General features: G+C 71.5%; 24 protein-coding genes. 14 read left to right on the forward strand and 10 right to left on the reverse strand.

What is annotated here, in order from left to right:
* Positions 1–339: 339 nt before the first annotated feature.
* From ABT367_RS08050 to ABT367_RS08075, 6 genes are all read left to right on the forward strand, one after another.
* Positions 340–1,548, forward strand: a complete 1,209-nt coding sequence (locus ABT367_RS08050; protein ID WP_352250747.1) for an NAD(P)-dependent malic enzyme — start codon at positions 340–342, stop codon at positions 1,546–1,548.
* Between the two features lie 242 nt (positions 1,549–1,790).
* The gene (locus ABT367_RS08055) at positions 1,791–2,369 is read left to right on the forward strand and encodes a phosphoesterase (protein ID WP_352250748.1); all 579 of its coding nucleotides are present in this window, start codon (positions 1,791–1,793) and stop codon (positions 2,367–2,369) included.
* Positions 2,366–3,931, forward strand: a complete 1,566-nt coding sequence (locus tag ABT367_RS08060) for an alkaline phosphatase D family protein (RefSeq protein ID WP_352250750.1) — start codon at positions 2,366–2,368, stop codon at positions 3,929–3,931. The genes ABT367_RS08055 and ABT367_RS08060 overlap by 4 nt, the downstream gene beginning before the upstream one ends.
* An 80-nt stretch (positions 3,932–4,011) precedes the next feature.
* On the forward strand, positions 4,012–4,974 hold the full coding sequence (locus ABT367_RS08065) for a zinc-binding dehydrogenase (RefSeq protein ID WP_352250751.1): 963 nt from the start codon (positions 4,012–4,014) through the stop codon (positions 4,972–4,974).
* A 136-nt stretch (positions 4,975–5,110) separates the two neighbouring features.
* A complete protein-coding gene (locus ABT367_RS08070) occupies positions 5,111–5,317 on the forward strand; it encodes a helix-turn-helix domain-containing protein (protein ID WP_165335075.1) in 207 nt (68 codons plus the stop codon).
* Positions 5,318–5,319: 2 nt separating this feature from the next.
* Positions 5,320–5,892, forward strand: coding sequence for a Clp protease N-terminal domain-containing protein (locus ABT367_RS08075; RefSeq protein WP_352250753.1), 573 nt, complete (start codon positions 5,320–5,322; stop codon positions 5,890–5,892).
* Between the two features lie 101 nt (positions 5,893–5,993).
* On the opposite strand, the gene ABT367_RS08080 is transcribed toward ABT367_RS08075, so the two are convergent.
* Positions 5,994–6,503, reverse strand: a complete 510-nt coding sequence (locus ABT367_RS08080; RefSeq protein WP_352250755.1) for a DinB family protein — start codon at positions 6,501–6,503, stop codon at positions 5,994–5,996.
* Between the two features lie 128 nt (positions 6,504–6,631).
* On the opposite strand from ABT367_RS08080, the gene ABT367_RS08085 reads away from it, so the two are divergent.
* Positions 6,632–7,192: a hypothetical protein gene (locus ABT367_RS08085; protein WP_352250757.1), complete on the forward strand. Its 561-nt coding sequence runs from the start codon at positions 6,632–6,634 to the stop codon at positions 7,190–7,192.
* 261 nt (positions 7,193–7,453) lie between these two features.
* A complete protein-coding gene (locus ABT367_RS08090; protein WP_352250759.1) occupies positions 7,454–8,146 on the forward strand; it encodes a hypothetical protein in 693 nt (230 codons plus the stop codon).
* 74 nt (positions 8,147–8,220) lie between these two features.
* On the opposite strand, the gene ABT367_RS08095 is transcribed toward ABT367_RS08090, so the two are convergent.
* Positions 8,221–9,339 (reverse strand): PadR family transcriptional regulator, encoded by a 1,119-nt coding sequence (locus tag ABT367_RS08095; RefSeq protein WP_352250761.1) that lies wholly within the window; start codon positions 9,337–9,339, stop codon positions 8,221–8,223.
* A gap of 1 nt (position 9,340) precedes the next feature.
* On the reverse strand, positions 9,341–10,237 hold the full coding sequence (locus tag ABT367_RS08100; RefSeq protein WP_352250763.1) for a DUF4097 family beta strand repeat-containing protein: 897 nt from the start codon (positions 10,235–10,237) through the stop codon (positions 9,341–9,343).
* 236 nt (positions 10,238–10,473) lie between these two features.
* Between ABT367_RS08100 and ABT367_RS08105 the strand changes: the two genes are divergently transcribed.
* Positions 10,474–11,286, forward strand: a complete 813-nt coding sequence (locus tag ABT367_RS08105) for a hypothetical protein (RefSeq protein WP_352250765.1) — start codon at positions 10,474–10,476, stop codon at positions 11,284–11,286.
* Positions 11,287–11,321: 35 nt separating this feature from the next.
* Here the strand turns inward: ABT367_RS08105 and ABT367_RS08110 are convergent, their stop codons facing one another.
* The 3 genes from ABT367_RS08110 to ABT367_RS08120 all read right to left on the reverse strand — a co-directional run bounded on the left by ABT367_RS08110 (position 11,322) and on the right by ABT367_RS08120 (position 13,722).
* The gene (locus tag ABT367_RS08110) at positions 11,322–11,501 is read right to left on the reverse strand and encodes a DUF6104 family protein (RefSeq protein ID WP_003992906.1); all 180 of its coding nucleotides are present in this window, start codon (positions 11,499–11,501) and stop codon (positions 11,322–11,324) included.
* A gap of 281 nt (positions 11,502–11,782) precedes the next feature.
* Complete coding sequence (locus ABT367_RS08115; RefSeq protein ID WP_352250767.1) at positions 11,783–13,069, reverse strand: sensor histidine kinase; 1,287 nt, start codon at positions 13,067–13,069, stop codon at positions 11,783–11,785.
* Entirely contained in the window at positions 13,066–13,722 is a 657-nt protein-coding gene (locus ABT367_RS08120) for a response regulator transcription factor (RefSeq protein ID WP_352250769.1), read from the reverse strand. The genes ABT367_RS08115 and ABT367_RS08120 overlap by 4 nt, the downstream gene beginning before the upstream one ends.
* 326 nt (positions 13,723–14,048) lie before the next feature.
* On the opposite strand from ABT367_RS08120, the gene ABT367_RS08125 reads away from it, so the two are divergent.
* From ABT367_RS08125 to ABT367_RS08140, 4 genes are read left to right on the forward strand one after another with little or no spacing between them, the layout of a single operon-like run.
* Positions 14,049–14,567, forward strand: coding sequence for a hypothetical protein (locus ABT367_RS08125; protein ID WP_352250771.1), 519 nt, complete (start codon positions 14,049–14,051; stop codon positions 14,565–14,567).
* Positions 14,567–15,907 carry a peptidoglycan-binding domain-containing protein gene (locus ABT367_RS08130; RefSeq protein ID WP_352250773.1) on the forward strand — a complete coding sequence of 447 codons (1,341 nt, stop codon included), beginning with the start codon at positions 14,567–14,569 and terminating at the stop codon, positions 15,905–15,907. Before ABT367_RS08125 ends, ABT367_RS08130 begins: the two co-directional genes overlap by 1 nt.
* Before the next feature lie 14 nt (positions 15,908–15,921).
* Entirely contained in the window at positions 15,922–16,677 is a 756-nt protein-coding gene (locus tag ABT367_RS08135; RefSeq protein ID WP_352250814.1) for an ABC transporter ATP-binding protein, read from the forward strand.
* Positions 16,674–17,912: an ABC transporter permease gene (locus tag ABT367_RS08140; RefSeq protein ID WP_352250775.1), complete on the forward strand. Its 1,239-nt coding sequence runs from the start codon at positions 16,674–16,676 to the stop codon at positions 17,910–17,912. Before ABT367_RS08135 ends, ABT367_RS08140 begins: the two co-directional genes overlap by 4 nt.
* Positions 17,913–17,982: 70 nt before the next feature.
* On the opposite strand, the gene ABT367_RS08145 is transcribed toward ABT367_RS08140, so the two are convergent.
* The 4 genes from ABT367_RS08145 to ABT367_RS08160 form a co-directional block, all read right to left on the reverse strand.
* On the reverse strand, positions 17,983–21,834 hold the full coding sequence (locus tag ABT367_RS08145; protein WP_352250777.1) for a multifunctional oxoglutarate decarboxylase/oxoglutarate dehydrogenase thiamine pyrophosphate-binding subunit/dihydrolipoyllysine-residue succinyltransferase subunit: 3,852 nt from the start codon (positions 21,832–21,834) through the stop codon (positions 17,983–17,985).
* Between the two features lie 285 nt (positions 21,835–22,119).
* Positions 22,120–23,196: a HAMP domain-containing sensor histidine kinase gene (locus tag ABT367_RS08150; RefSeq protein ID WP_165334749.1), complete on the reverse strand. Its 1,077-nt coding sequence runs from the start codon at positions 23,194–23,196 to the stop codon at positions 22,120–22,122.
* 248 nt (positions 23,197–23,444) lie between these two features.
* Positions 23,445–24,182, reverse strand: a complete 738-nt coding sequence (locus tag ABT367_RS08155; protein WP_165334738.1) for a response regulator transcription factor — start codon at positions 24,180–24,182, stop codon at positions 23,445–23,447.
* 139 nt (positions 24,183–24,321) lie between these two features.
* Positions 24,322–25,041: a spermidine synthase gene (locus ABT367_RS08160; protein WP_352250779.1), complete on the reverse strand. Its 720-nt coding sequence runs from the start codon at positions 25,039–25,041 to the stop codon at positions 24,322–24,324.
* A gap of 118 nt (positions 25,042–25,159) precedes the next feature.
* On the opposite strand from ABT367_RS08160, the gene ABT367_RS08165 reads away from it, so the two are divergent.
* Positions 25,160–26,281, forward strand: a complete 1,122-nt coding sequence (locus tag ABT367_RS08165) for a class I SAM-dependent methyltransferase (protein WP_352250781.1) — start codon at positions 25,160–25,162, stop codon at positions 26,279–26,281.
* Positions 26,282–26,368: the final 87 nt, after the last annotated feature.

Genomic DNA, 26,368 nt, shown 5'->3' on the forward strand with positions numbered 1-26,368 from the left:
GCCCGCTTGGTGAACCACCGCTAACCGGACCAAATGCTCCCCATCTCGCCATCTGGACGCCGGTCTTGGACTTTTGCTCCCGAGTCGGGCATTTGCCCTAGCTTTGAGGCGCAGGTTGAGGCGAATCTCTCTCGTGGAGTCCCCGTTCCATCCTGTACAAAAGAGCGTTACACCCCTCATCCGGGGACCAGGGCGCGTGTGCGGCGCGCCCGCGCGTGGACATCTCCCCCTTGCCTGGGAGGCCCATCGCCCAACGGCGAGGAGTCCCGCGGTGCCCGCCCGCTCCCGAACAGGGAGCGGCAACCCTCAAACGATTGAACCTTTAAGGGGTCAGACAAAGTGGCAGCGGAGATCGTCAATCCTCGCAGCGACGCCGGAACGGACGGGGCCGACGAGCCCTTCGATCCGGCCTTCGCGCTGCATCGCGGCGGCAAGATGGCTGTTCAGGCCACGGTGCCGGTCCGTGACAAGGACGACCTGTCCCTCGCGTACACACCTGGTGTGGCCAAGGTGTGCAGCGCCATCGCCGAGCAGCCGGAGCTCGTCCACGACTACACGTGGACCTCGAACGTCGTGGCCGTCGTCACCGACGGTACGGCCGTGCTCGGGCTCGGTGACATCGGTCCTTCCGCCTCTCTCCCGGTGATGGAGGGCAAGGCGATTCTTTTCAAGCAGTTCGGCGGCGTGGACGCGGTCCCGCTGGCGCTCGCGACCACGTCCGTGGACGAGATCGTCGAGACCGTGAAGCGGCTCGCCCCGTCCTTCGGCGGCGTGAACCTCGAGGACATCTCGGCGCCCCGCTGCTTCGAGATCGAGCGGCGGCTCCAGGACGAGCTGGACATCCCGGTCTTCCACGACGACCAGCACGGCACGGCCGTCGTGACGCTCGCGGCGCTGCGTAACGCCGCGAAGCTGACGAACCGCACGCTGGGCGACCTGCGCGCGGTGATCTCGGGCGCCGGTGCGGCGGGTGTCGCGATCGCCAAGTTCCTGCTCGAGGCGGGCATCGGCGATGTCTCCGTCGCCGACCGCAAGGGCATCGTCTCGCGCGACCGCGACGACCTCACGCCGGTCAAGCGCGAGCTCGCCGAGCTCACCAACAAGGCGAACATCTCCGGCTCCCTGGAGTCCGCCCTGTCCGGCGCCGATGTCTTCATCGGTGTCTCCGGCGGTACGGTCCCGGAGCCGGCGGTCGCGTCGATGGCGCCCGACTCGTTCGTGTTCGCCATGGCCAACCCGAACCCCGAGGTGCACCCCGACGTCGCGCACAAGTACGCGGCGGTCGTGGCCACGGGCCGTTCGGACTTCCCGAACCAGATCAACAACGTGCTCGCGTTCCCCGGCATCTTCGCCGGCGCGCTCCAGGTGCGGGCCTCCCGTATCACCGAGGGCATGAAGATCGCCGCCGCCGACGCGCTCGCCGCGGTCGTCGGTGACGAGCTGTCCGCCGAGTACGTGATCCCCTCGCCGTTCGACGAGCGCGTGGCCCCCGCGGTCACCGCGGCCGTGGCCGCCGCCGCTCGCGCGGAAGGTGTCGCGCGCCGCTAGCGGCAAGCGAGTTCACGCTTCAGGGCTCTGCCTCCTTTCGGAGGCGGGGCCCTTTTGCGTGTCTGGGGGTTGGGCCCTCTGACGCGTCCGGAGTGGGGCCCTTTGCGCGTCCGGAGCCCGGGCCTTCTCGCGCCTGACTTCCGGGTTCCGACGGAGAGTTGGGGCGGGCGCCTTCCGTGGTTCATCAGGGGCTGGTGGGATGCGCGCGGTTGTCCAACCCCCATGACCCTGGAGGCAGACGAGTGAACCTTGTCGTCAACGGTGACGCGGAATCCGGACCGGGCGGCGGCGCCGACCCGGTCGACGCCGTGCCGGGCTGGCGGATCGCGCAGGGTGCTCCCGCGCTGATCGCGTACAGCCTCGGCGGTGGCTATCCGACCCCGGACGACCCGGGGCCCGCCGCGCGCGGCAGCCGGTTCTTCTCCGGCGGCACCAGCGCGCGCACCGCCCTGGTGCAGGACATCGAGCTGCCGGCGCGCGGTGCGACCGGACGGCGGGAAGTCGACGCGGGCCGGGTGCGGTACGCGGTGAGCGGCTGGCTCGGCGGCTACGCGGGCCAGGAGGACGGAGCACGCCTCTCCGTGGAGTTCAGGTCCGCCGACGGCACGCCCCTCGCGCTGAGCGTGCTCGGACCGGTGAGTGCCGCCGAGCGCCTGGGCCGTACCGCGCTCGTCGAGTGCGCTGCCGAGGCCGCGGTGCCGCCCGGGGCGCGTCGCGCCCGCGTCCTGCTCGTGTTCACCCGCAGCGGCGGCGGCACGTCCAACGACGGCTACGCGGACGCCGTCTCCCTCACCCTGCACGCCACCGGAGGCCGGCCGTGAAGCTGAACCGTCGTGATCTGCTGAAGGCCGCGGCCGCCGCCGGCGCCCTGAACGTCGCCTGGCCGCTGGCCGCGGGCCTCACCCCCGCCGAGGCCCGCGAGGCCGCCGAGACGCTCGGCGCCGACTACGATCCGGCGCCCTTCACGCTCGGCGTCGCCTCCGGCGATCCGCAGCCGCACTCGATACTTCTGTGGACGAGACTCGCGCCCGAACCCCTCGCCGCCGAGCAGCAGTTGCCGGAGACCGTCGAGGTGCGGTGGACCGTGGCGGAGGACCCGCGGATGCGCCGGGTCGTCGCGCACGGCACGACGGCGGCGTCCGCGACGCTCGGCCACAGCGTGCACATCGCGGTGGAGGGCCTGCGCCCCGGCCGCCACTACTGGTACGCGTTCCGCGCCCTCGGCAGGACGAGCCGCGTCGGCCGTACGAAGACGGCGCCGGCCGGACGTATCGGCAAGGCCCTCTTCGCCACCGCCAACTGCCAGGCGTTCCACGACGGTTACTACGCGGCGCACCGCGGCATCGCCCGCGAGGACCTCGACTTCGTCATCCACCTCGGCGACTACATCTACGAGCACGGCCAGGTCGGCGGCATACCGGAGAGCCATGTCCGCGACCACGACGGACCCGAGATCCTCACCCTCGGCGACTACCGCAAGCGGCACGCCCTCTACAAGGGCGACCGCTCGCTGCGCGAGGCGCACGCCGCGCACCCGTGGTTTTTGACCTGGGACGACCACGAGGTCGTCAACGACTACAGCGGCACGGGCGGCGGGGCGCCGTTCATGAAGCGGCGGGCGGCCGCCTACCAGGCCTGGTACGAGCACATGCCGCACCGCGACTCCTTCGGCTCGATGGCCCTGCCCGACCCGGAGATCCACCGGGTGCGCCGCTGGGGCGACCTGCTCGAACTGACCGTGCTCGACCTGCGCTCGTACCGCTCGGCGCAGAACCTCCCCGACGGCACGATCCTCGGCGCGGACCAGAAGGCCTGGCTGAAGCAGGGCATCGACAAGGCGCCCGACGCCTGGCATGTCTGGGCAAACTCGATCATGCTGAGCCAGCTGCGCCGTCCCACCGGCAGCGGCTACATGTTCACCGATCAGTGGGACGGCTTCCTCGCCGAACGGCGCGAGGTGCTCGGCCACGTGCACGACAGCGGCCTCGAGGACCTGGTCGTCCTGACGGGGGACTGGCACTCCGCCTTCGTCGACGACATCCGGGTCGACTTCGACCGGCCCGACTCCCCGCTCGTGGGCACCGAGTTCACCGCGCACTCGGTCACGTCCGGCGCGTACTCGGCGGATTGGAACGCCACCAACGGCCCGCTGATGGGCAAGGCCAACCCGCACCTCAAGTACTTCGAGGGCAACCGCTACGGATACGACGTGTACGAGGTCACGCCCGAGCGCTTCAGCACGCACATGCGGGTGATCGGGGACCGCAGGGACCCTCTCTCGCCGGTGTCGACGCTGACCACGTTCCATGTGGACCGGGGCAAGGCGGGGTCGTACGAGGACCCGGGGACGAAGGGGTCGCCTGCGCAGTACAGGAGGGACTAGATCCTGATTCGCAGGGGGTGCGGGGTGTCACACCGTGGTGCGGTTCCGCCCCGCCCCGCCTGCGCAATATCGTCACCAGCATGTTCGCCGCCTATGCCGCACGCATCGACCGTGATCAGCCGCTCGCCGGGCTCGAGTTGGGCGAGCGCCCCGCGCCCGCCGCCCGCGAGGGCTGGTCGACCATCAACGTCAAGGCCGCCTCCCTCAACCACCACGACCTGTGGTCGCTGAGGGGCGTGGGCCTTGGTGAGGACAAGCTTCCGATGATCCTCGGCTGCGACGCCGCGGGGATCGACGAGGACGGCAACGAGGTCGTCCTGCACTCGGTCATCGGCCAGTCCGGCCACGGGGTCGGCCCCAAGGAGCCCCGCTCGATCCTCACCGAGCGCTACCAGGGCACGTTCGCCGAGCAGGTCTCCGTGCCCACCTGGAACGTGCTGCCCAAGCCCAAGGAGCTCAGCTTCGCCGAGGCAGCCTGTCTGCCGACCGCCTGGCTCACCGCGTACCGCATGCTCTTCACCAACGCCGGCGTACGGCCCGGGGACTCGGTCCTCGTACAGGGCGCGGGCGGCGGTGTCGCGACGGCCGCGATCGTGCTCGGCAAGGCGGCGGGGCTGCGGGTCTTCGCGACCAGCCGGGACGAGGCCAAGCGGAAGCGGGCGGTCGAGCTCGGCGCGGTCGAGGCGGTGGAGCCGGGCGCGCGTCTTCCCCAGCGCGTGGACGCCGTGATCGAGACGGTCGGCGCCGCCACCTGGTCGCACTCCGTCAAGTCCCTGCGTCCGGGCGGCACGTTGGTGATCTCGGGTGCCACGAGCGGTGACCGCCCCTCGCACGCCGAGCTGACCCGGGTCTTCTTCCTGGAGTTGAAGATCGTGGGCTCGACGATGGGCAGCAAGGACGAGCTGGAGGACCTGCTCTCGTTCTGCGCCGCCACGGGAGTGCGCCCCGTCATCGACGACATCCTGCCGCTCGACCAGGCGCGGGACGCGTTCGCGCGCATGGAGTCGGGCGAGCTCTTCGGGAAGCTGGTGCTGTCCGTCTGACCTCGCGCATTTCCTCTGCGCACCTCTTGTACGAAGGCTCGTCCGCGCTCGGCGCGGGCGGGCCTTCGCCGTGTCCCCGACTTCGGTGTGTCAACTCGGGTTGACACGCCGACGACTGTCAACCTAAATTGACACCATGACCGAAGCAACGGATCTCGCCGAGCGGGCGGGCGATCGTGACCCCAGGGTCGGGCTGCGGGCGGTGGCCGCGCTGCGGCGTCTGCTCGAACAGCTCGAAGCGGTCCAGGTGCGCAGTGCGCGCAACCAGGGCTGGTCCTGGCAGGAGATCGCCGCCGAGCTCGGGGTGAGCAGGCAGGCCGTCCACAAGAAGCATGGGAGGTAGCGATGTTCGAGCGGTTCACGGAGGGCGCGCGAGGCGTGGTCGAAGGCGCGGTGGCCCATGCGGAACTCGGGGGCGCCGACAGGGTCGAGGCCGGGCATCTGCTGCTCGCGCTGCTCGACGCCCGCGGTACGAAGGGCGCGTTCGCGCTCTCGGCCCTGGGGGTGCGGCCGGAGGCGGTGGTCTCCGGTCTGGAGGAGGCGCGGCGGCGCGGAGGGGTCTCGGCGGCGGACGCCGAGGCGCTGGCCGGGTTCGGGATCGATGTCGGCGCGATCGTCTCGCGGGTCGAAGAGGCGCACGGTGAGGGCGCGTTGGCGCACGGCAGGCCGCGAGGGCGGCGCCTGTGGGCCGGCTCGGGTCACCGTCCGTTCACGCGGGAGGCCAAGACGGTCCTGGAGCAGTCGCTGCGGGTGGCCCTTGCGCGCAAGGAGAAGAGCATCGGGGACGAGCACCTGCTGCTCGCGATGGCGGCGCGGCCAGGGGTCGTACGGGATGTCCTCGCGGGGTGCGGGGTGACCTTCGACGCGGTGGAGAGGGTGCTCGGGAGCGGGAACGGGGGTGCGGCCAAGGCGGGTTGAGGCCCTCGGGGGCGGGGCCTGTCTGAGGTCCTTCGGGGCGGGAGCTGTCTGAGGCCCTCTGGAGTGGGACCTGTCTGAGGTCCTTCCGGCGCGAGACCCGCTCAGGCCCCGGTGGTCCCGTCGACGCCCTCGCGCAGGAAGTCCGCGTGGCCGTTGTGCCGTCCGTACTCGAGCAGCACGTGCACCATCACCATCCGCAGCGAGATCTCCTTGTCCCAGCGCGGCTGGTATCCGGTCGCATCGAGCGATTCGGCCGCCTTCTCGATCCGGCGCGACCGTTCGACCTCCGCGTCCCAGGCGCCGAAGGCCTCGGCCCGGGTGGAGGCGCTCGCGTCGTACGCGGCCTGGAAGTCGATCTCGTCGGACCACACCATGGGCGCGTCGTGGTCCTCGAACGCCCGGTGGAACCAGGCGCGTTCCACCTCCGCCATATGCCGCACCAGAGCGAGCAGTGAGAGCGTGGACGGCGGCATGGAGCGCTGCCGCAGCTCCTCGTCCGTGAGTCCTTCGCACTTCATGGCGAGGGTCGCGCGGTGGTAGTCGAGGAAGGCGCGCAGGGTCTCGCGTTCGCCGCCGGTCAGCGGCGGTCCGATGCGGTGGTCGGCAGTCATGCCGGGCGCCTCCTGTGTGCCGGGTGTTGCTGGTCGCCGCCAGTATCCCCGCAGGTCGAAGGGCGTTGTCAGTGGGGCCCGTTAGCGTGCAGGGAGTCGAGTCCTCGTGCCCTCACAAGGAGTCCCTCATGCCCGTGCCCGTCGAATTCGTCCCCGCGGACACCGCGGTGCGCCGGCCGGTCACCAAGGTCGGCGGTCAGCCCGTGTGGCTCGATGAGCCGCAGTGGCCGCTCTCGCGGGAGAGCGGTGAGCCCATGGAGTTCCTGGGCCAGTTCGAGCTGGGCGACGGCCGGCTCGGCTATCTCTTCATGACGGCTTCGGAGGCCGGCGGCGAGGCGACATGGGAGCCGGATGGCGGGGAGAACGCGCTGGTCGTCCAGCCCGCGGGCCGTGTCCCGGACTTCCTCACGGTCGAGGCGGCGGGTGCGGGGCCCTCGGCGGGTGAGGACTTCGTCCCGCGGGCGGTGGAGCGGGCGCCGGACGGGGAGGAGTGGCAGTTCCTGGGCGGCCCGGACGTCCAGCCGAACTGGCTGCAGGGCGGTGAGCACCCCGGCCCCGGCTGGCAGCTGATAGCTCAGCTGGACTCGGCGGGGCTGCCGTTCTACGTCAACTTCGGGGACATGGGGGTGGGGTATGCCTTCCTGTCGCCGGACGGGAAGGAAGGGCGGTTCCTCTGGCAGTGCGGGTGAGCGCGGGCCGGCCGGCTTCCGGCCGCGGGTTCGGGCGGGGGCGCAGGTGAGGTGGGGTTACCTGAAATACGGGGGAGGGGCGGCCGGGAGGGAACGGAAGTGTTCCCTCCATGTCCGTGATCGGTAACGATCGCGCGGGCGAGGATGGTTCGGTGATCCAGTCGGGGCAGAATCTGCTCGCCGGTCAGGCCGAGCGGGTCGGACCAAGCAGGTCGGACCGCACCGGACCATGCGGCCGGCCCTAGACATCGGGGGATCACCATGCGCGCTGGCCGTAAGAGCCGGAAGAGCTTCGCCCTGGGGGCCGTCGCCCTCGCCGCCCTCCTGACCACCACGGCCTGCCAGCCGAGCGAGGACGACGGGGCCGCCGGCGGGAGCAAGCCGACCGCGACCGCCTCACCGACCGGGAAGCCTTCGAAGCCCGCAGGGGACAAGCCGGGTACGCCCGCGCCCGACGCGAGCAAGGACGCCGGATCGGGCGGTAAGGACGGCGGAGACGGCAAGGGCGGGGCGGGCGGAGAGAACCCGGCCGACTCGGTCTGCTCCGGCGACGGCCAGGGTCCCTACGGTGCGGTCGAATCGGTCACCTTCGGCGGTGAGGCACCGAACACGACGCTGGGTCTTGTCCTCGGCCACTACCAGTGCGAGGGCGGCGAGACGGAGCCCACGTTCGTGCCGGACAGCGCCACCGGGGCCGCGATGGACGTCATGCTCGACGACAACCGCCTCAAGGTGGTCGTCGACGGTGACCTCGCGGACAAGCTCGGCACCACGACGCCGGACGCCAACACCTTCGTCAAGGAACTGGCGGAGCTCCAGGACAAGGGCGAGCTCGGCGGCGCCAAGTCACCGCAGTTCTACTTCCAGTCCGACGCGCCGAACCCGGATGCCCCGGACGGAGCAGACACCAAGATCATCTACCTGCACCAGATTGTCTTCCACATCGGCGACTAACGGTCGGTGGCTCGTGAGCGGGAACGGGCGAGGACTCCAGGAGTCCTCGCCCGTTCCCGTGCGCCGGTGCGTCCCTACTTCGCGCCCCGCCCCCGCAGCACGGCTCCGAGCCGCACCGCGGTGGCCGACAAGTGCCGCCGCGCCTCGATGAGTTGCTCGGACGTCACGCCGTGATCGCGGGCCGCGTCCCGGATGTCGTCCCTGAAGCGGTCGAGCAGCCGGTCCAGATCGCGCGCCGGGTCACCCGTCGACTTCTCGTGCGCCCACGCGGGTTCCTCCGCGGACGGCGGTACGTCATCGCGTACGGTCGCGTCGTCCCGTACGGCCCCGTCCTCGCGTACGGCATCGGCGCCGGCGGACTTGTCGACGTCCACGACCACACGCGACCCGGACTCCGAACGCGGCTCGGACTCCGAGGCGGGCCCGGACGGACCGGATGCCCCGCTCCAGGCGCCCGGCTTGGTGAACCGGCCCAGCTCCTTGGTGATCTCCGAGAGACCCTCGCGGAGCCCGGTCGGCCAGTCGCCCCGCTGGAAGTGGTCCTGCACCTTGTCCTGGACCGACTTCGCGATCCGCTGCATCTCCTCGCGCGCCTCGGCCTGCGCCTCGCGGTGCGCGTCCTGCGCCTTCCGCCGCGCCTGATCGGCCTCCTCGCGGGCCCGCCGCGACTCGTCCTTGGCCCGCCTGGCCTGGTCCTTCAACTCCTGCTTGGCGCGCCGCAGTTCCTCCTTGGCCAGCTTCCAGGACTCGCTGTCGCCGAACGCGGCCTCCCAGTCCGTACCGCGTCCGGACTTCTTCCCGGAGGAGCGTGCCTCGCCCGCCGCGGCCCGCATCTCGCGCCGCAGATCGCCGGCCGCGCCGCGCACGTCGTCGCGGATCTCGGCCGCGAGCTCGGCGACGGACTCGCGGATCTCCAGCTCCAAGTCGGCCAGTTCGCCGCTGCGGCCGGCCAGTTCGGCGCGGCCCGCTTCGGTGATCGAGTAGACCTTGCGGCCGCCCTCGGTGGTGTGTGTGACCAGACCCTCGGCCTCCAGCTTGGCCAGGCGCGGGTAGACGGTGCCGGCGGACGGGGCGTACAGGCCCTGGAAGCGTTCCTCGAGCAGCCTGATCACCTCGTACCCGTGGCGGGGTGCCTCGTCGAGGAGCTTGAGCAGATACAGCCGCAGCCGGCCGTGGGCGAAGACGGGGGCCATCTCAGAGCACCTTCCCGGTCGGGCCCTCATCGGAGGGCGGTGCGTCGGCCGGGGGCGCATCCGTCGGGGGAGTGTCCTCGAACCCGTCCCGGGCCGGCCGGCGCAGCAGGGCGATCGCGCCGGAGATCGTGGTGGCCTTGAGCTTGCCGCGCCCGGCGCCGAGCCGGCCGGTGATGCGCTTGGCGCCCCACTGGCCCGAGACCCGCAGGTCCTCGAAGGCGTTGGAGACGGCGCCGCTGGTCGTGTTCGCCTCGACCTCGGCGTCCGCCGGGTGCGGAAGGCGGATGGCGATCTCGCCCGAGACGCTGTTCAGGGCCACGTCCGTGGCGCGGTCCGCCGGGTCCAGGTCCACGATCATGTCGCCGCTCACGGAGTCCGCCCGTACGGACGCACCGGCGTCCACGACGGTCAGATTCCCCGATACGGAGTTGAAGCGGAGCTCGCCCGTGACGGACTGCGCCTCGACATCGCCGGACACGGACTCGGCGCGCACCGGGCCGCTCAGGCTGACGAGGGCACTGTCGCCGGTGACGCCCTTGACCGTGGTGGGGCCGTCGATTCCGGAGACCATCGCGCTCGCACCGACCACGCCGACCTCGACCCGGGTGCCGCTGGGCACGGCGAGCGAGACGACGGCGCGGCGCTGCCAGCCCTTGCGGTCGAGGAACTTGAGCCAGCCCTTCCAGGGCAGATCGTCATAGCCGACAGTGAGCACACCGTCCTCATGGCTGACGATGAGCTCGGGTCCGTGCACCTCGGTGATCTCGAGGCGGGCGGAACCTTCATCGGTCCCGACGACGTTCACCGTTCCATTGACGATGCGTACCTGCAGGGTCGTCACCGGGTCGTCGAAGGTGAGCTTCTGGGGCTCCGCGACGGTCCACGTCGACTCTGGCATGGCTGACCTCCTTCGGCCTGGGGCGGCCCCGGGTGTGGTGGGCCGGGGGCGTTGGACGCGCCATATCGCGTCTTCCTGTTAACACGATATATCGCGGATGGGTGAAGTCAAGGCGCGATCGCGGGCACGAGACCTGATTTACGGGTGGGGGGCGCCCCTAGGGGGCGGGTGCCGGGGTGCGCCGATCGGGCCCCCAAAGGCGCGCCAACCAGGGCAAATTCCCCTACCGTGAGGGCATGTCCGCCGATCCCGGTAGCTCCGGCGCCCTGCTCCTGTGCCGCTCCGACCCCGCCGCTGTGGGCCCCGCGGCCCAGCTGTTGCGCGAGCGGATGCTGCTCGCGCAGGCCGGGCCCGGGTGGAGCGTCCTCGTTCCCGAGGGCAGGCCGTGGCTTGACGGTGCCGAGCAGGTCGACCGGGTCGCGCGCGGCTGGGCCTCGGCACTTGCGGTCGCGACGCCCTGGCCGACGCTCGCCCTGTGGTGGGACGAGGGCGGCACCGGCTTCACGCTCGCTTCCGGCTTCCGCCGCACGGTCGGCTACGTATGGCTGGCGAACGGCACGCCCGTGGGCGAGGAGGAGGCCCTGAGCAGCTTCGTCGGGCGCCTCGGCCTCGACCCCGTACTGGATATGCAGGCCCTCGAAGCGCTCACGCGCCCCGACTCGGACGCGGACGGCCGGGCCCGGATGCTGGGGCTGCTCGCGGTGCTCGGGCGCGCGGGCCTGACGCTGCCGTCCGGGCTCGCGCCGGGGCTGCACTCGGGCGAACTCCGTTCCGCGGCCGCGGCGTTGCCCGACGTGGAACAGGTGCAGTGGACCGGATGGCGCGAGGCGGTCAGCGCGGAACTCGACGTGGTGGAGCGGGGGCGGCTCGGCACCTGGATGCGGGGGCCGCGGGCGCGGGCACTGGGCGGACTGCAGCTGGCCGCGGGACTGCCTGCCGTCCTTTACGGAGTGCGCCGGCGCAGCTCCGGCTGGGCGGTGGCCGGTGCGGTGCTGCTTCTCAACGGGGCGCTGGGCCTCGCGTACGACACGGTGCGCGCCCGCGACTGAACCGCCGCGAGGCGACCGGGCCGTCGGCCGTACGGCTACTCGTCGTCCTCGTCGTCCAGGCGGGCGAGCCAGGTGGCGAGGCGCTCGACCGGCACCTCGAAGTCGGGGTTCAGGTCCACGAAGGTGCGCAGCTGCTCGGCCAGCCACTCGAAGGTGACCTCTTCCTCACCCCGCCGCTTCTCCAGCTCTTCGATGCCTCGGTCCGTGAAGTACATGGGACCAGGATAGGACGGTTGTGCGGGCCGTCCTGACGGCCGCCGGGCCGGGCGCCCGGCCCGGCGGGAGAGCCGCGGCGGCGGGACCCGGACCGTGGGCGGCGGGCGCGGAGAGGCGGTCCTGCGCGGGCCGGCTCCGCACGCGTCCCGGTGGCCCGGACCGCGCGCGGCCCTCCGCACGCGTACCGCCCCGGACTCATGCTCAGCCCGGCACGCGTACCGCTGACTGACGACCCCGTGCCCGGCCCTCCGCACGCGTACCGGGCGATTCCGACCCGCACTCAGCCCCCGCCCGGCAGCACCACCGTCATCACAAGTCCGCCCTCCGCCCGCGCCTCTGCCCGGACCTCCCCGTCGTGTGCCCCCGCGATGGAGCGGACGATCGACAGGCCGAGCCCCGCGCCCTTGGCGGAGGCCACCCGTTCCGCCCCCAGGCGGCGGAACGGTTCGAACAGGCGCGGGATCTCGTACGGGGGCACCACCGGGCCCGAGTTGGCGACCCGCACCTCCGCCCGCCCGTCGGTCCGGGTACCGGTCGTGATCTCGACCCAGCCGTCCGCGGCGGCGTTGTGCCGTACGGCGTTCTCCACCAGGTTGTGGACGAGGCGCTCGAGGAGCAGGGCGTCGCCCGCCGTCGGTGCCTCGTCCGTCGTGGCGCGCACCGCCACCCCCGCGGCCCGTGCCTGGTCCGTCACCTGGGCGACGACATGGACCGCCACATCCGCGAGGTCGACCGGATGCCGGTCGGTGATCGCGTTCTCGGAGTCGGCGAGCAGCAGCAGGCCCGAGATCAGGCGTTCGTGCCGGGAGTTGATCTCCAGGAGGTTCTCGCCGAGCTGTTTCACGTCCTCGGAGGCCGTACGCCGGTGCATGGCCACCTCGACCAGCGCGCGGCCGAGCGTGAGCGGGGTGCGCAGCTCGTGCGAGGCGTTGGCGACGAAGCGGCGCTGGCCGTCGAAGGAGCGGTCGAGGCGCTCGACCATGGTGTCGAAGGTGTCGGCCAGCTCCTTGACCTCGTCGACGGGGCCGGTCAGCGCGATCCGCTCGTGCAGCCCACGGTCGGCCGCGGGCGCGGCGGCGATCCGGCGCGCGGTGTCCGTGACGCGGTGCAGCGGCGCGAGGACGCGGCCCGCGACCAGCCAGCCGAAGCCGGCGGCCGCACCGCCGACCACAAGGAGGGCGATACCGCCCTGGGTGAGGAGCGAGGTGGACGCGGCGTCGTCCACCCGGGCCTGCTGTGCCTTGATCCAGCGGTCGGCGGCCGCGCCGGTGAGGACGTCGCCCTCGGGGGTGATGGCGTAGCGCTTCTGGTCGCGCGGGCTCTCGCCCTCGTCGCCCTCGTCCGCGGTGCGCCGCTCCTTGTCTTCGGCGTCTTGGGCGTCTTCGGCCTCCCGTATGTCCTTCCCCAGCATGGACACGAACTTCGTACCGCCACTGCGCAGTTGCTGCTGGAACAGCCCGTACGTCGTGCCGAGCAGCACGATCCCGGCCAGCAGGAACAGCAGCCCGAAGACCAGGGTGAGACGGGTGCGCAGCGAGATGCGGGCGAGCCGCCGGGGCGCCTTCACGGGATCCGGTACCCCGCCCCGGCCACCGTCTCCACCACCTGGGGTTCGCCGAGCTTGCGGCGGAGCTTGAGCACGGCGAGACGCACCGCTCCCGTGAACGGATCGGCGTGCTCGTCCCAGGCCTTCTCCAGGAGCTGCTCCGCCGAGACCGCCGCGCCGTTCGCCCGCAGGAGTTCGGCGAGCACCGCGAACTCCTTGGGCGACAGCGGTACGTAGCGTCCGTCCCTGAACACCTCACGGCGGGCCGGATCCAGGGTGAGGCCCGCGCGGCGCAGCACCACGGGTGCGGCGGGCCGTGAGCGGCGGCCGAGCGCCAGGACGCGGGCGGCCAGCTCGGTGAACGCGAAAGGCTTCGTGAGGTAGTCGTCGGCGCCGAGCGTCAGGCCCTCCACCCGGTCGCGGATGTCCGCCGCCGCGGTCAGCATCAGGACCCGCGCGCCCTCCTCCGCCTCCGCGAGGGCGCGGCACACGTCGTCGCCGTGCACCCCCGGCAGGTCGCGGTCGAGGATCACCACGTCGTACGCGTGCACGCTGGTGCGCTCCAGGGCGGCAGCGCCGTCGTAGGCGACGTCCACCGCGTGCGCCTCCTCGCGCAGCCACTGGGCTATCGCGTCGGCGAGCAGCTGTTCGTCCTCGGCCACCAGGACCCTCATGTCCGACTCCTTGTGTGTTGTCCGGGGACATGGTGGCCAAGGGCCTGTTTCCTCGGCGTGAGCGCAGGCTGTCAATGTCCGGCCCTCGCACTCCGGAGCAATCGGCTCCCGCGTCGGACAGGGACGGGTGCCCGCGCCCTACAGAGACCGGCCCCGCGACCCGCGAAGTCGACGCCCGCGCCCCACAGCGATCGGCCCCCGCGACCCGCGAAGTCGACGCCCGCGCCCCACAGGAAACGGAAACCACCGGGAAACGCCCCGCAGCGTTGCATCGCCCTCATCTGCGGCCGTGACCGACGGCCGCGTGAGGCAAGGGAGTTGACGTGATGCGCAGGAAGGCTCGCGGTGTGCTGGCGGCGCTGCCGCTGGTGTTCGCACTGGCGCTGACCGGCTGCGGTTCGGAGAGCGACGGCGGCGGTGTGGCCTCGGCGAACGGGGCGAAGAAGGACGGCGCATCGGCGACGCCGTCGCTCGACCCGCAGGAGCAGGGCATGAAGTTCGCGGCGTGCATGCGCGAGAACGGTGTGCCCATGGACGACCCGGAGCCGGGCCAGGGCATCCGGATGAAGCTGGACGGCTCGATACCCAAGGCGACCGTCGACAAGGCGATGGAGGCCTGCCGCAAGTACCAGCCGCAGGGCCAAGGCGGCAAGGGACCGGGCGCCGAGAAGATGCGCGAGTACGCGCAGTGCATGCGCAAGAACGGCGTCGACGCCTTCCCCGACCCCTCCGACGGCGGTCTGCGGATCGGCAAGGAGGTCGCCGAGGACCCGGACTTCGACAAGGCGCAGGAGGCCTGCCAGGACCTGATGGGCGGCGATCTCAAGACGCAGGGGAAGAGCTGATGGGGGAGTCCGTGGTGGAGAACGCGGAGGTGACCGGCGGGCGGCCGGCCGAGGACAGCGCTGGGGAGGCCGCCCGGCGGCAGGCCGAGGAGGGAGCTACGGAGGCGACCGGGCAGCCCCACGAGCTGACCACGGACAGGCCTACCGGACCGCCCGCCGAGGAGTCCGCCGGGGGGCCCGCCGAGGAGTCCGCCGCGCGGCTCGCCGAGGCGCCCACCGGGCAGCCCCCCGAGGACGGCTTCGCCCACGCCCTCGAACCCGTCCGCCCGCGCCGCCGCCGTGGTTTCGCCCTGGCCGTCGCGGTGGCGGTGCTCGCCACCGCGGGCGCCGTCACCGCCGCCGCCCTCGGCCTCGGCGGCGCCGAGCAGGGCGGCCCCGAGCGGAGCACCCTGCCGCCCGCGACCGCCGAGGTCACCCGGCAGACCCTGAAGGACACCGAGACGGTGGACGGTCAGCTCGGCTACGGGGCGGCGAGCACGGCCGCCACCCGCAAGCCCGGCACGCTCACCGCGGGACCGGACACCGGCGACCGGATCACCCGCGGCAAGACGCTGTACGCGGTGGACGGTGCGCCCGTGACGCTCATGTACGGCTCGACGCCCGCGTACCGCGATCTGAGGGAGGGCGTCGAGGGGCCGGACGTCGAGCAGTTGGAGAAGAACCTGGACGCGCTCGGCTACGAGGGCTTCACCGTGGACGAGGAGTTCACCTCGGGCACGGCCGATGCCGTACGCGACTGGCAGGAGGACCGCGGCCTCGACGAGACGGGCCGAGTGCCGCTCGGCCAGGTGGTGTTCGCCGACGGGGCGGTACGCATCGACTCCCTCGCCGCCCGCAAGGGTGACGCGCTCCAGCCGGGCGCCGAGGTGCTCGCGTACACCGGGACCGAGCGCGCCGTCACCGCCGAACTCGACGCGGGTGACGAGCAGGTGGCCAAGGAGGGCGCGAAGGTCGCCGTACGGCTGCCGGACGACAGCCTGGCCGAGGGCAAGGTCGAGGAGGTCACCACGGTGATCAAGCCGGCCGAGGCCCAGGGCCAGGACCCCGAGACGAAGATCGAGGTCGTCGTCGCCTTCACCGACACCAAGGGCCGCAAGGCGGCCGACGCCTACGCCCTGGCCGCCGTGCACGTCGACTTCACCGCCGAGACCCGCGAGAACGTCCTCACCGTGCCCGTCGCGGCCCTGCTCGCCCTCGCGGAGGGCGGGTTCGGCGTGGAGGTGGTCAAGGGCTCCACGACCTCCTATGTCCCCGTCACGACCGGTCTGTTCGCGGACGGCCGGGTGGAGATCTCCGGCGACGGGATCGCCGCGGGCACGAAGGTCGGGGTGCCGAAGTGACGCACGGCGACTCCATGATCCTGCTCGAGCAGGTCACCAAGACGTACGCCGGCGGGGTCACGGCACTCGACAAGGTCTCCCTGGAGATCGCGGCCGGTGAACTCGTCGGCATCGTCGGCCCGTCCGGCTCCGGCAAGTCCACGATGCTCAACATCCTCGGCACCTTGGACCGGCCCACCTCCGGACAGGTGCGCATCGACGGATACGACGTGGGGGACCTGTCGGACACCGGGCTCTCCGCCCTGCGTGCGGCCCGTATCGGCTTCGTCTTCCAGCAGTTCCACCTCGCGGCCTCCACCTCGGCCTGGGACAACGTGGCCGACGGGCTGCTCTACTGCGGACTCGGCGTACGCGAGCGCCGCCGCCGCGCCGCCGAGGTCCTGCGGCGCGTGGGTCTCGGCCACCGCCTCCACCACGCCCCGCACGAACTGTCCGGCGGCGAACGCCAGCGCGTCGCCATCGCACGGGCCGTCGCCGGCGACCCGGCGCTGCTGCTCGCGGACGAACCGACCGGCGCACTCGACTCGGTGACCGGCGCGGGCATCATGCGGCTCCTGCGGGAACTGCACACCGCCGGCACCACGGTCGTGATCATCACGCACGAGCGGGAGCTCGCCGACGGCCTGCCGCGGCAGGTACGGATGCGCGACGGACGCATCGTCGGCGACTCGGCCGGTTCGGGTGGCCCGGGCAGTCCGGGCAGCCCAGGCAGCCCGGGTGGCCCAAATGGTCCGGGCAGCGCCGCGGCCCTGGCGGGGGCGGCCTCATGAGCACCTCCGTACTCGAGGGCCCCCGCGCCACCGCCCGACCGCCCCTGCGTCCGGCCCGCCTCCGCCCGCGCGATGTGGTCAAGGTCGGCTCCGTGGGCCTGCGCACCCGCCCCCTGCGGGCCTTCCTGTCGGCACTCGGCATCGCCATCGGAATCGCGGCGATGGTCGCGGTGGTCGGCATCTCGGCCTCCTCGCAGGCCGGTCTCGACCGTACGCTGGCGGCGCTCGGCACCAACCTCCTGACCGCGTCACCGGGCTCGACGATGACGGGCGACGCCGCCCAACTCCCGGACTCCGCCGAGGAGATGGCGGCCCGGATCGGCCCGGTCACCTCCGTCTCCGCGATCGGCAAGCTGCCGAGCGCCAAGGTCTACCGCAGCTCCAAGATCCCCGAAGTGGAGACGGGCGGCCTGTCCGCGTACGCCGCCCGCACGGATCTGCGGTCCACGACGGGAGCGCGCCTCGCGAGCGGTACGTGGCTGAACGCCGCCACCGGCCGCTACCCGGCCGTGGTCCTGGGGGCGACGGCGGCCGAACGCCTCGGCATCGGTCGTGCCACGCCCGACACCCAAGTCCTCATCGGGGACCGCCTGTTCACGGTCGTCGGCATCCACGCCCCCCCCCAGCTCGCACCCGAACTCGACACGGCCGCCCTGATCGGCTGGCCCGTGGCCACGTCAGAGCTCGGCTTCGACGGACACGCGACGACGCTGTACGTGCGGGCCGAGGACGCCGACGTGGAGGGGGTACAGGCCGTGCTCGGCGCGACGGCCAACCCCTCGGCGCCCAACGAGGTCGACGTCTCGCGCCCCTCGGACGCCCTCGCGGCGAAGAAGGCCGCAGGGGAGGCCTTCACCGGTCTGCTGCTCGGACTCGGCGCGGTGGCCCTGCTCGTGGGCGGGGTGGGGGTGGCCAACACCATGGTCATCTCGGTCCTGGAGCGCCGCGCGGAGATCGGACTGCGGAGGTCCCTGGGGGCCACGCGCGGCCAGATCCGCACCCAGTTCCTCGCGGAGTCCCTGCTCCTGTCCGCACTCGGCGGCCTGGGCGGCGCCCTGCTCGGGGTGGCCGTCACCGGCGGATACGCCGTCTACCAGGGGTGGCCGGTCACGGTCCCGCTGTGGGCCGGAGTGGGCGGCGTCCTGGCCACGCTCGTGATCGGCGCCCTGGCCGGCCTCTACCCCGCCGTACGGGCTTCGCGTCTGGCGCCCACGGAGGCGCTCGCGGGGAGGTAGAACAGCACACGCCAAGGGGCCGCACCCTCCGTGGAGAGTGCGGCCCCTTCAGCCGTACGAGATGCGGAGACTACGCCTCGAACACCTCGGCCATCAGCTGCTCCTGCTCGGCCTGGTGGCGCTTGGCCGAACCGACCGCCGGGGACGAGCCGTGCGGACGCGAGATGCGGCGCAGGCGCTCGTCGTGCGGGATGTCCGCGCCGACCGCCAGGTCCAGGTGGTCGATCAGGTTGAGCGCGATGAAGGGCCACGCACCCTGGTTCGCCGGCTCCTCCTGGGCCCAGATGTACTTCGCGGCGTTCGGGAACTTCGCGATCTCCGCCTGGAGTTCGGCACCCGGCAGCGGGTACAGACGCTCGATACGGATGATCGCGGTGTCCGTGATGCCGCGCTTGGCGCGCTCGGCCTCGAGGTCGTAGTAGACCTTGCCCGCGCAGAAGACGACCTTGCGGACCGCCGCCGGGTCGACGTACGAGTCGCCGATGACCGGACGGAAGCCGCCCGTCGTGAACTCCTCCGCCTTGGACGCCGCGGCCTTCAGACGCAGCATCGACTTCGGCGTGAAGACGACCAGCGGCTTGTGGTGCGGGTTGTGGACCTGCCAGCGGAGCAGGTGGAAGTAGTTCGACGGGAGCGTCGGCATGGCGACCGTCATGTTGTCCTGCGCGCACATCTGCAGGAAGCGCTCCGGGCGGGCGGACGAGTGGTCCGGGCCCTGGCCCTCGTAGCCGTGCGGAAGCAGCAGCGTCACACCGGAGTGCTGGCCCCACTTCTGCTCGGCCGAGGAGATGAACTCGTCGACGACGGTCTGCGCGCCGTTGACGAAGTCACCGAACTGCGCCTCCCACATCACGAGCGCCTCGGGACGGGCGAGCGAGTAGCCGTACTCGAAGCCCATCGCCGCGTACTCGGAGAGCAGCGAGTCGTACACGTTGTAGCGCGCCTGGTCCTCGGAGAGGTACAGGAGCGGCGTGTAGTCCTCGCCGGTCTCGCGGTCGATGAGGACCGCGTGACGCTGGCCGAAGGTGCCGCGGCGCGAGTCCTGGCCCGCCAGGCGGACCGGGACGCCCTCCAGGAGGAGGGAGCCGATGGCGAGGGTCTCGCCCATGCCCCAGTCGATCGTGCCGTCCTCGACCATGGCCGCGCGGCGCTGCAGCTGGGGCAGCAGACGCGGGTGGACCGTGATCGTGTCCGGGATGTTGACCTGGGACTCGGCGATCCGCTTGACGACCTCCTGCGAGACCGCGGTGGTCAGCGTGACCGGGAACTCGGCCTCGGTGTCCGGGACCTCGGCGGGCGCCGGGTGCGAGGTGGCCTCGCGGACCTCGGTGAAGACCTTCTCGAGCTGGCCCTGGTAGTCCTGCAGCGCCTGCTCGGCCTCTTCGAGCGTGATGTCGCCACGGCCGATGAGGGACTCGGTGTAGAGCTTGCGCACCGAGCGCTTCTTGTCGATCAGGTCGTACATCAGCGGCTGTGTGAACGCCGGGTTGTCCGACTCGTTGTGACCGCGGCGGCGGTAGCAGATGAGGTCGATGACGACGTCCTTGTTGAACGCCTGGCGGAACTCGAAGGCCAGTCGGGCAACGCGGACGACGGCCTCGGGGTCGTCGCCGTTCACGTGGAAGATCGGCGCCTCGATCATGCGCGCCACGTCGGTCGCGTACATCGAGGAACGCGAGGACTCCGGGGCGGCGGTGAAGCCGACCTGGTTGTTGATGACGATGTGGACCGTGCCGCCGGTGCGGTAGCCGCGCAGCTGCGACATGTTGAGCGTCTCGGCGACCACACCCTGGCCGGCGAAGGCCGCGTCGCCGTGGATGGCGACGGGCAGGACCGTGAAGTCCGTGCCGCCCTTGTTGATGATGTCCTGCTTGGCGCGCGCGACGCCTTCGAGGACCGGGTCAACGGCTTCGAGGTGCGAGGGGTTCGCGACCAGGGAGACCTTGATCTGCTCGCCGTCGAGACCGGTGAAGGTGCCGCCGGCGCCCAGGTGGTACTTCACGTCGCCGGAGCCGTGCATCGACTTCGGGTCGAGGTTGCCCTCGAACTCGCGGAAGATCTGCGCGTACGACTTGCCGACGATGTTGGCGAGGACGTTGAGGCGGCCGCGGTGGGCCATGCCGATGACGACCTCGTCCAGGCGCGACTCCGCGGCGCTGTCGATGACCGCGTCGAGCAGCGGGATGACGGACTCGCCGCCCTCCAGGGAGAAGCGCTTCTGGCCGACGTACTTCGTCTGCAGGAAGGTCTCGAAGGCCTCCGCCGCGTTCAGGCGGCGCAGGATGCGCAGCTGCTCCTCGCGCTCCGGCTTGGAGTGCGGGCGCTCGATGCGGTCCTGCAGCCACTTGCGCTGCTTCGGGTCCTGGATGTGCATGAACTCCAGGCCGGTGGTGCGGCAGTACGAGTCGCGCAGGACACCGAGGATGTCGCGGAGCTTCATCATCGACTTGCCGGCGAAGCCGCCGACCGCGAACTCGCGCTCCAGGTCCCACAGCGTGAGCCCGTGCTCGGTGATGTCCAGGTCGGGGTGCTTGCGCTGGCGGTACTCCAGCGGGTCCGTGTCGGCCATGACGTGGCCGCGCACCCGGTAGGAGTGGATCAGCTCGAAGACGCGCGCGGCCTTGGTGACGTCGTCGTCGTGCGAGGCGTCGATGTCCTTGAGCCAGCGGACCGGCTCGTAGGGGATCCGCAGCGCCTTGAAGATCTGGTCGAAGAACTCGTCCTCGCCGAGCAGCAGGTTCGCGACGATCCGCAGGAACTCGCCGGAGGCCGCACCCTGGATGACGCGGTGGTCGTACGTCGAGGTCAGGGTCATGACCTTGGCGATGCCCAGCTTGTTCAGGGTGTCCTGCGAGGTGCCCTGGAACTCGGCCGGGTAGTCCATCGAGCCGACGCCCATGATCACGGACTGGCCGGACATCAGGCGCGGCACCGAGTGGACGGTGCCGAGGCCGCCGGGGTTGGTCAGCGAGCAGGTGACGCCCGTGAAGTCCTCCATCGTCAGCTTGCCGTTGCGGGCGCGCCGGACGATGTCCTCGTAGGCCTGCCAGAACTCGAAGAAGTTCAGGGTCTCGGCCTTCTTGATGCCCGCCACCACGAGCTGGCGGTCACCGTTCGGCTTCACCAGGTCGATGGCCAGACCGAAGTTGATGTGCTCCGGCTTGACCAGGGTCGGCTTGCCGTCCTTGACCGCGTAGTGCCAGTTCATCGACGGCATGGCCTTGATGGCCTGCACCATCGCGTACCCGATGAGGTGCGTGAAGGAGACCTTCCCGCCGCGGGCGCGCTTGAGGTGGTTGTTGATGACGATGCGGTTGTCGAAGAGCAGCTTCACCGGGACGGCGCGCACCGAGGTCGCGGTGGGCACCTCCAGGGAGGCGTCCATGTTCTTCGCCACAGCGGCGGCGGGACCGCGCAGGGTGATCAGCTCGGGACCCTGGCCGGCCTCCGCGGGGGCTGCCTTGGCGGCGGCCGGCTTCGCGGCGGGCTTGGCGGGGGCGGCGGGCGCGGCAGCCTGGGCCGCGGGCTTCGCCTGGGCGGGAGCCGGGACCGGGGCCTGCGCCGCAGGAGCGGCAGCCTGCGCCGGGGCGGCCGGGGCCTGGGCCGCAGCGGCCGGAGCCTGTGCGGCGGGCGCCGAGGTGCCTGCGGGAGCGCTCGGAGCCGGAGCCGTGGTGCTCACAGCCCCCGCGGCTGTGGCAGAGGCGGAGCTCTCCGTCTTGAGCGGGGCGGCGGCATTGCCGCCCGGCTTGTAGTCGGCGAAGAAGTCCCACCAGGCACGGTCGACCGAATTCGGGTCCTGGAGGTACTGCTGATAGATCTCGTCGACGAGCCACTCATTGGGTCCGAACGCGGCGGCAGGGTTCTTTCCCTGCCCCGTTTGATCGGTCGTGGTGCTCGAGTTACTGGGGGACTGTGGCGACACGGCGGTAACCGCCCTCTTCCGCTTCACAAGGTGATGGACAGCGGGAATAAAGGCTACGCCTCCCGGGCCGAGAGGTGCAGACCGGGCGGGCCTTCCGTCACGTAAGTCACATCACAAGGCGTGTTTCGGGGCGGGAAATGGCGGGAAACAAGCGAGGTTCCGCTCCGTGCCGGGCAGCGGAAGCCCCGGCTGCGACCCCCACGGCTCGCACCCTTGACTGACAGCACAACGATCAGGCGAACCGGGTACCCGAAGTTCGAAGATCTTGCGCGCCCGTTTCGAACCCTACGTCAACTCCGCGCGCGTCCGGTGCCCCGGAAGGCTGACCTGAATCCGGCAGCCCCGAGCGGATTCGGCCACACCGATCCGGCCACCGTGCAGATCGACGGCCCAGCGCGCGATGGCCAGGCCCAGACCCGTACCGCCGTCGCTGGACTTCTTGTCGGCGTGGCTGCCGCGGTTGAACCGCTCGAAGACCCGGTGCCACTCGGAGCGCGGGATCCCGGGACCCTCGTCGAGGACCTCGAGCTCGAGCGAGTCCGGCGCCTCGCCGCGGCGCGCGCGGACCGTGACCCGGCCGTGCGGGGGCGAGTGCTTGACCGCGTTGTCGATCAGGTTGGCGACGACCTGGTGGAGGCGTTCGGCGTCCGCGTGCGCGGTCAGCTCGGGCGGGGTCACATCCAGGTGCAGATGGACGTCGGTACGGGTGTGACGCCCCGATCCCGACGGCATGCCGCGGCGCTGCGAGGCGACCATGTTGGCCTCCTTCAGGACGCCGGAGAGATACGGCCACACCTCGAAGCGGCGGGCGTGCAGCTGGTCCACACCGTGGTCGAGGCGCGAGAGGTCGAGCAGGGTCTCGACGAGCCGGCCGAGGCGCTCGGTCTGCTTGAGCGCGGTCCGCATGGTCTCGGGGTCGGCGGCCGAGACGCCGTCGACCACGTTCTCCAGGACGGCGCGCAGCGCGGCGATCGGGGTGCGCAGCTCGTGCGAGACGTTGGCCACCAGCTCCTTGCGGTGCTGGTCCTGGGCTTCCAGGTCGTCGGCCATGCGGTTGATCGTCTGGGCGAGGTCGCCGAGTTCGTCGCGGCGGTCGGCGCCGACGACGCGGCGGGTGTAGTCGCCGTGCGAGATGGAGCGGGCGACCGTGGTCATCTCGTCCAGGGGCGCGGTCAGCGAGTGCGCCACGAACTGGGTGATCAGGAGGGTCGCGATCACCGAGAAGACCGTGATGAAGCGCAGCTCCGTCTTGGTCTGTATGGCGATCATCAGCAGGCCGGTGGTGATCAGTACGGAGATCACCACGAGCGTGCCGAGCTTGGTCTTGATGGAGTACGGCCGCAGATCCTGCAGCGACGCCATCAGGCGGGTCAGCAGCCGTCCCTCGCGGGCGTGCCCGGCCGTGGCACGGTGATGGACGGACTCGGCCCTGCGCTCGAGCCGCTCGGCCCGCAGGCCCAGCGTCTCGGAGCGGCGGCGCCGGGTGCCGGACCACCACAGGAGCAGTTGCGACCACCACAGCAGGGCCGTCGCCCAGGGGCGCTTCATGACGCCTCTCCAGAGGTCGCGTACGTACGAGCCGCTCGTGCCGCGGGAGCCGGCCGCGCCGCTCATGGCGTCGGCGTCTCCAGCGCGTACCCGACCCCGTGCACCGTACGGATCCGCTCGGCGCCGATCTTGCGGCGCAGCGCCTTGATGTGGCTGTCGACGGTCCGGGTGCCGGAGGCGTCCGCCCAGTCCCACACCTCGGCGAGCAGCTGCTCACGCGAGAGCACGGCGCGCGGGGTGTTCGCCAGGCAGACCAGGAGATCGAACTCGGTCGGCGTGAGATGCACGTCCTCGCTGCGCACGCGGACGCGGCGCTGAGCGTGGTCGATCTCCAGCTCCCCGAGCCGGAGTATCCCGGAGCGCGGGGTGGTCGCGGCGAGCGCGGCCCGCTCGACGCGGCGGAGCAGCACGTGCACGCGCGCCGCCAACTCCCGCATGGAGAAAGGCTTCGTCATGTAGTCGTCCGCCCCGACCCCGAGCCCGACCAGCATGTCGGTCTCGTCGTCACGCGCGGTCAGCATCAGCACCGGCACCGGCCGCGACGCCTGGACGCGGCGGCAGACCTCGAGGCCGTCGAAGCCCGGCAGCATGATGTCGAGGATCAGCAGATCGGGCTGCCAGGCCTCGGCGGTGTCGACCGCCGCGGGACCGTCCGACGCCGTCTGCACTAGGAAACCCTCGGCACGCAGCCGGGCGCTGATCGCGTCGACGATCGTGGCGTCGTCCTCGACCACCAGGACCCGTCGCTGGGCGCCCGGCGTGGCAGCCGTGCCGTTGTGGGAGGTGTGTGTCTGCTCCATGGCCCGCCCCTGGGATACGCCTTCGTTGTCCGTCGCTGCTCCGACGCGTGAGCTTTGCGCAGAACCCGTGACTCCGGTGTTCCTCGCGCAAAGATCCGCGTTGTCGGTCAGCAGCGTACGGGCAGTTACACCGCCTCGGCTATGCGGCCCTGATGGCGAGATGGACCACGTCCGGGACGCCGCGGACAACGGGGATCTCTTCCGTACGTACGTTGCTGAATCCGGCATTCCGCAACGACTCTTCGAAATCAGCGGACGGCTGGGCGGACCAAATGGCAAGAATCCCACCGGAGTTGAGCATCTCGCGGCAGGCTTTGAGCCCTCGCGGAGAGTAGAGGGAGTGGTTTCCCTCGGTAACCGTCCAGTCCGGGCCGTTGTCGATGTCGAGGCAGAGTGCGTCGTATCTCTCATTGCCGCCCTGGATGTACGCGACGAGGTCGGCCTGCACGATCCGGGTGCGTTCGTCGGCGAGCGCCTCACCGGAAATGTCATGCAGCGCCCCGTTTTGATGCCATTCGATGATGGCCTGCTCGCGCTCCACGACATCGATCCGCCCCCACCGGCTGTCGGCGGCGGCGTGCACGAGCGAGAAGCCGACGCCGAGACCCCCGATCAGTACGGAGGGCTCGGCGCGGTCCTCGGGGAGTGCGTCCCTGGCGGCGTCGACGAGCAGGCGCTCGGAGCGCCCGTCGGAGGTGTCCATCAGAAAGACACCGTTGGCGATGATCTGCAGCAGATCGCCGTGACGGCGCAGGACGACTTCTCCGTAGGGGCCGTCGCGACGGTCGAGCACGACGGGCTCGTCGCTGGGCACGGCTCTGGTTCCGGTCCGGTCGGGGTTTTCGTACGTGGCGTGCATGGGGGCCATTCTGTTGCAAGCGTCCTTGTGGCGGGGCGGTGCAGGGTGTGCAGGGCGGCGCCGCCCGCCGGCAGCAAATATCCTGACCCCACCCCACCCGCCGACCCGAGAGGCCCCCGTGTCCATCAGCTGGACCCCGGACGACGGCGAGGTGCGTTCCGCCCGTTGGATCTCGGACGGCGGTACCCCCGCGCCGCGTCGTGTCGTCACCGCCGACAGCCGGATCGGTGTGGCGTCGGCGTATCGCCATATCTGCGAAGGCACCGCGCTCCTGTGGACCGGCGACTACCCGTCGGCGCGGCAGCTGCTCGCCTCGCTCGGCAAGCGGGCCGAGCCGCGCAGGCAGCCGAAGGCGGAGACGCTCACCGAGGCGTTCCATCTCCAGCGTCGCGAACAGGCCCGGCGCACCCGGATCCTGAGCCTGCTGCTCATCCCGTACGAGGACGGCTGGACGATTCCGCTCAAGCGCGCGCCCGAGGTCGCCCAGGCCTGTGAGCAGGCGTACGGGGAGTTCGGTGACGGCCTCGCGGCCGGCTCGCTGCGGGAGCTGCTCGGTGTCGTCGGGGCGTACGAATGGCGCCGCAAGGGTGTGGAGATCCCGGTGCTCGGCGGGGACCGGATCCATCCGCACTACGGGGTGTTCTCGCCGGTCCGTGGCGAGTACCTGGATCTGGCCGCCGAGGTCCGGCTCCGGGCGCCGCGCGTCGCGTTCGACATCGGTACGGGCACGGGCGTGCTCGCGGCGCTGCTCGCCCGGCGCGGCGTGGGCCGGATCGTCGCCACCGACCTGGACCCGCGCGCGGTGGCCTGCGCGCGCGAGAACGCCGACCGGCTCGGGGTCGGCGCCCAAGTCGACGTACAGCAGGCCGACTTGTTCCCCGAGGGCCGAGCCGACCTGATCGTCTGCAATCCGCCCTGGCTGCCCGCCCGTCCACGGACCCGCCTCGACCACGCCGTCTACGACCCGGACAGCAGCTTCCTGCGCCGCTTCCTCGCCGGACTCCCGGACCATCTCGAACCCGGCGGCGAGGCCTGGCTGCTCATCTCCGACCTGGGCGAACGCCTCGGTCTGCGCGGAGAGTCGGAGCTCGCCGACGTGATCGAGGCGGCCGGTCTCGAAGTGACCGGCCGGGATACGACCACGCCTCGCCACGGACGTGCGAACGATCGCGACGATCCGCTGTACGAGGCGCGGTCGAAGGAGATCACCTCGCTGTGGAGGCTGTCCGTCCGGTCATAGGGTGCGCCCTGGTCCCCCATAGGGCGCACCTCCGTCCGGTCGTAGGGCGCGCCTCCGTCCGGTCATAAGGTGCGCCTCCGTCCGGCC

Source organism: Streptomyces mesophilus, from assembly GCF_040300965.1.
Lineage (GTDB): Bacteria > Actinomycetota > Actinomycetes > Streptomycetales > Streptomycetaceae > Streptomyces > Streptomyces mesophilus_A.

Coding starts and splice junctions, on each gene's coding strand:
- ABT367_RS08130 (WP_352250773.1), top strand. CDS start 14,567: ATGGGGGAGTCCGTGGTGGAGAACGCGGAGGTGACCGGCGGGCGGCCG.
- ABT367_RS08080 (WP_352250755.1), bottom strand. CDS start 6,503: ATGACTGCCGACCACCGCATCGGACCGCCGCTGACCGGCGGCGAACGC.
- ABT367_RS08160 (WP_352250779.1), bottom strand. CDS start 25,041: ATGCACGCCACGTACGAAAACCCCGACCGGACCGGAACCAGAGCCGTG.
- ABT367_RS08120 (WP_352250769.1), bottom strand. CDS start 13,722: ATGAGGGTCCTGGTGGCCGAGGACGAACAGCTGCTCGCCGACGCGATA.
- ABT367_RS08150 (WP_165334749.1), bottom strand. CDS start 23,196: ATGGCGTCGCTGCAGGATCTGCGGCCGTACTCCATCAAGACCAAGCTC.
- ABT367_RS08125 (WP_352250771.1), top strand. CDS start 14,049: ATGCGCAGGAAGGCTCGCGGTGTGCTGGCGGCGCTGCCGCTGGTGTTC.
- ABT367_RS08155 (WP_165334738.1), bottom strand. CDS start 24,182: ATGGAGCAGACACACACCTCCCACAACGGCACGGCTGCCACGCCGGGC.
- ABT367_RS08070 (WP_165335075.1), top strand. CDS start 5,111: ATGACCGAAGCAACGGATCTCGCCGAGCGGGCGGGCGATCGTGACCCC.
- ABT367_RS08090 (WP_352250759.1), top strand. CDS start 7,454: ATGCGCGCTGGCCGTAAGAGCCGGAAGAGCTTCGCCCTGGGGGCCGTC.
- ABT367_RS08075 (WP_352250753.1), top strand. CDS start 5,320: ATGTTCGAGCGGTTCACGGAGGGCGCGCGAGGCGTGGTCGAAGGCGCG.
- ABT367_RS08085 (WP_352250757.1), top strand. CDS start 6,632: ATGCCCGTGCCCGTCGAATTCGTCCCCGCGGACACCGCGGTGCGCCGG.
- ABT367_RS08095 (WP_352250761.1), bottom strand. CDS start 9,339: ATGGCCCCCGTCTTCGCCCACGGCCGGCTGCGGCTGTATCTGCTCAAG.
- ABT367_RS08065 (WP_352250751.1), top strand. CDS start 4,012: ATGTTCGCCGCCTATGCCGCACGCATCGACCGTGATCAGCCGCTCGCC.
- ABT367_RS08105 (WP_352250765.1), top strand. CDS start 10,474: ATGTCCGCCGATCCCGGTAGCTCCGGCGCCCTGCTCCTGTGCCGCTCC.
- ABT367_RS08140 (WP_352250775.1), top strand. CDS start 16,674: ATGAGCACCTCCGTACTCGAGGGCCCCCGCGCCACCGCCCGACCGCCC.
- ABT367_RS08100 (WP_352250763.1), bottom strand. CDS start 10,237: ATGCCAGAGTCGACGTGGACCGTCGCGGAGCCCCAGAAGCTCACCTTC.
- ABT367_RS08110 (WP_003992906.1), bottom strand. CDS start 11,501: ATGTACTTCACGGACCGAGGCATCGAAGAGCTGGAGAAGCGGCGGGGT.
- ABT367_RS08135 (WP_352250814.1), top strand. CDS start 15,922: ATGATCCTGCTCGAGCAGGTCACCAAGACGTACGCCGGCGGGGTCACG.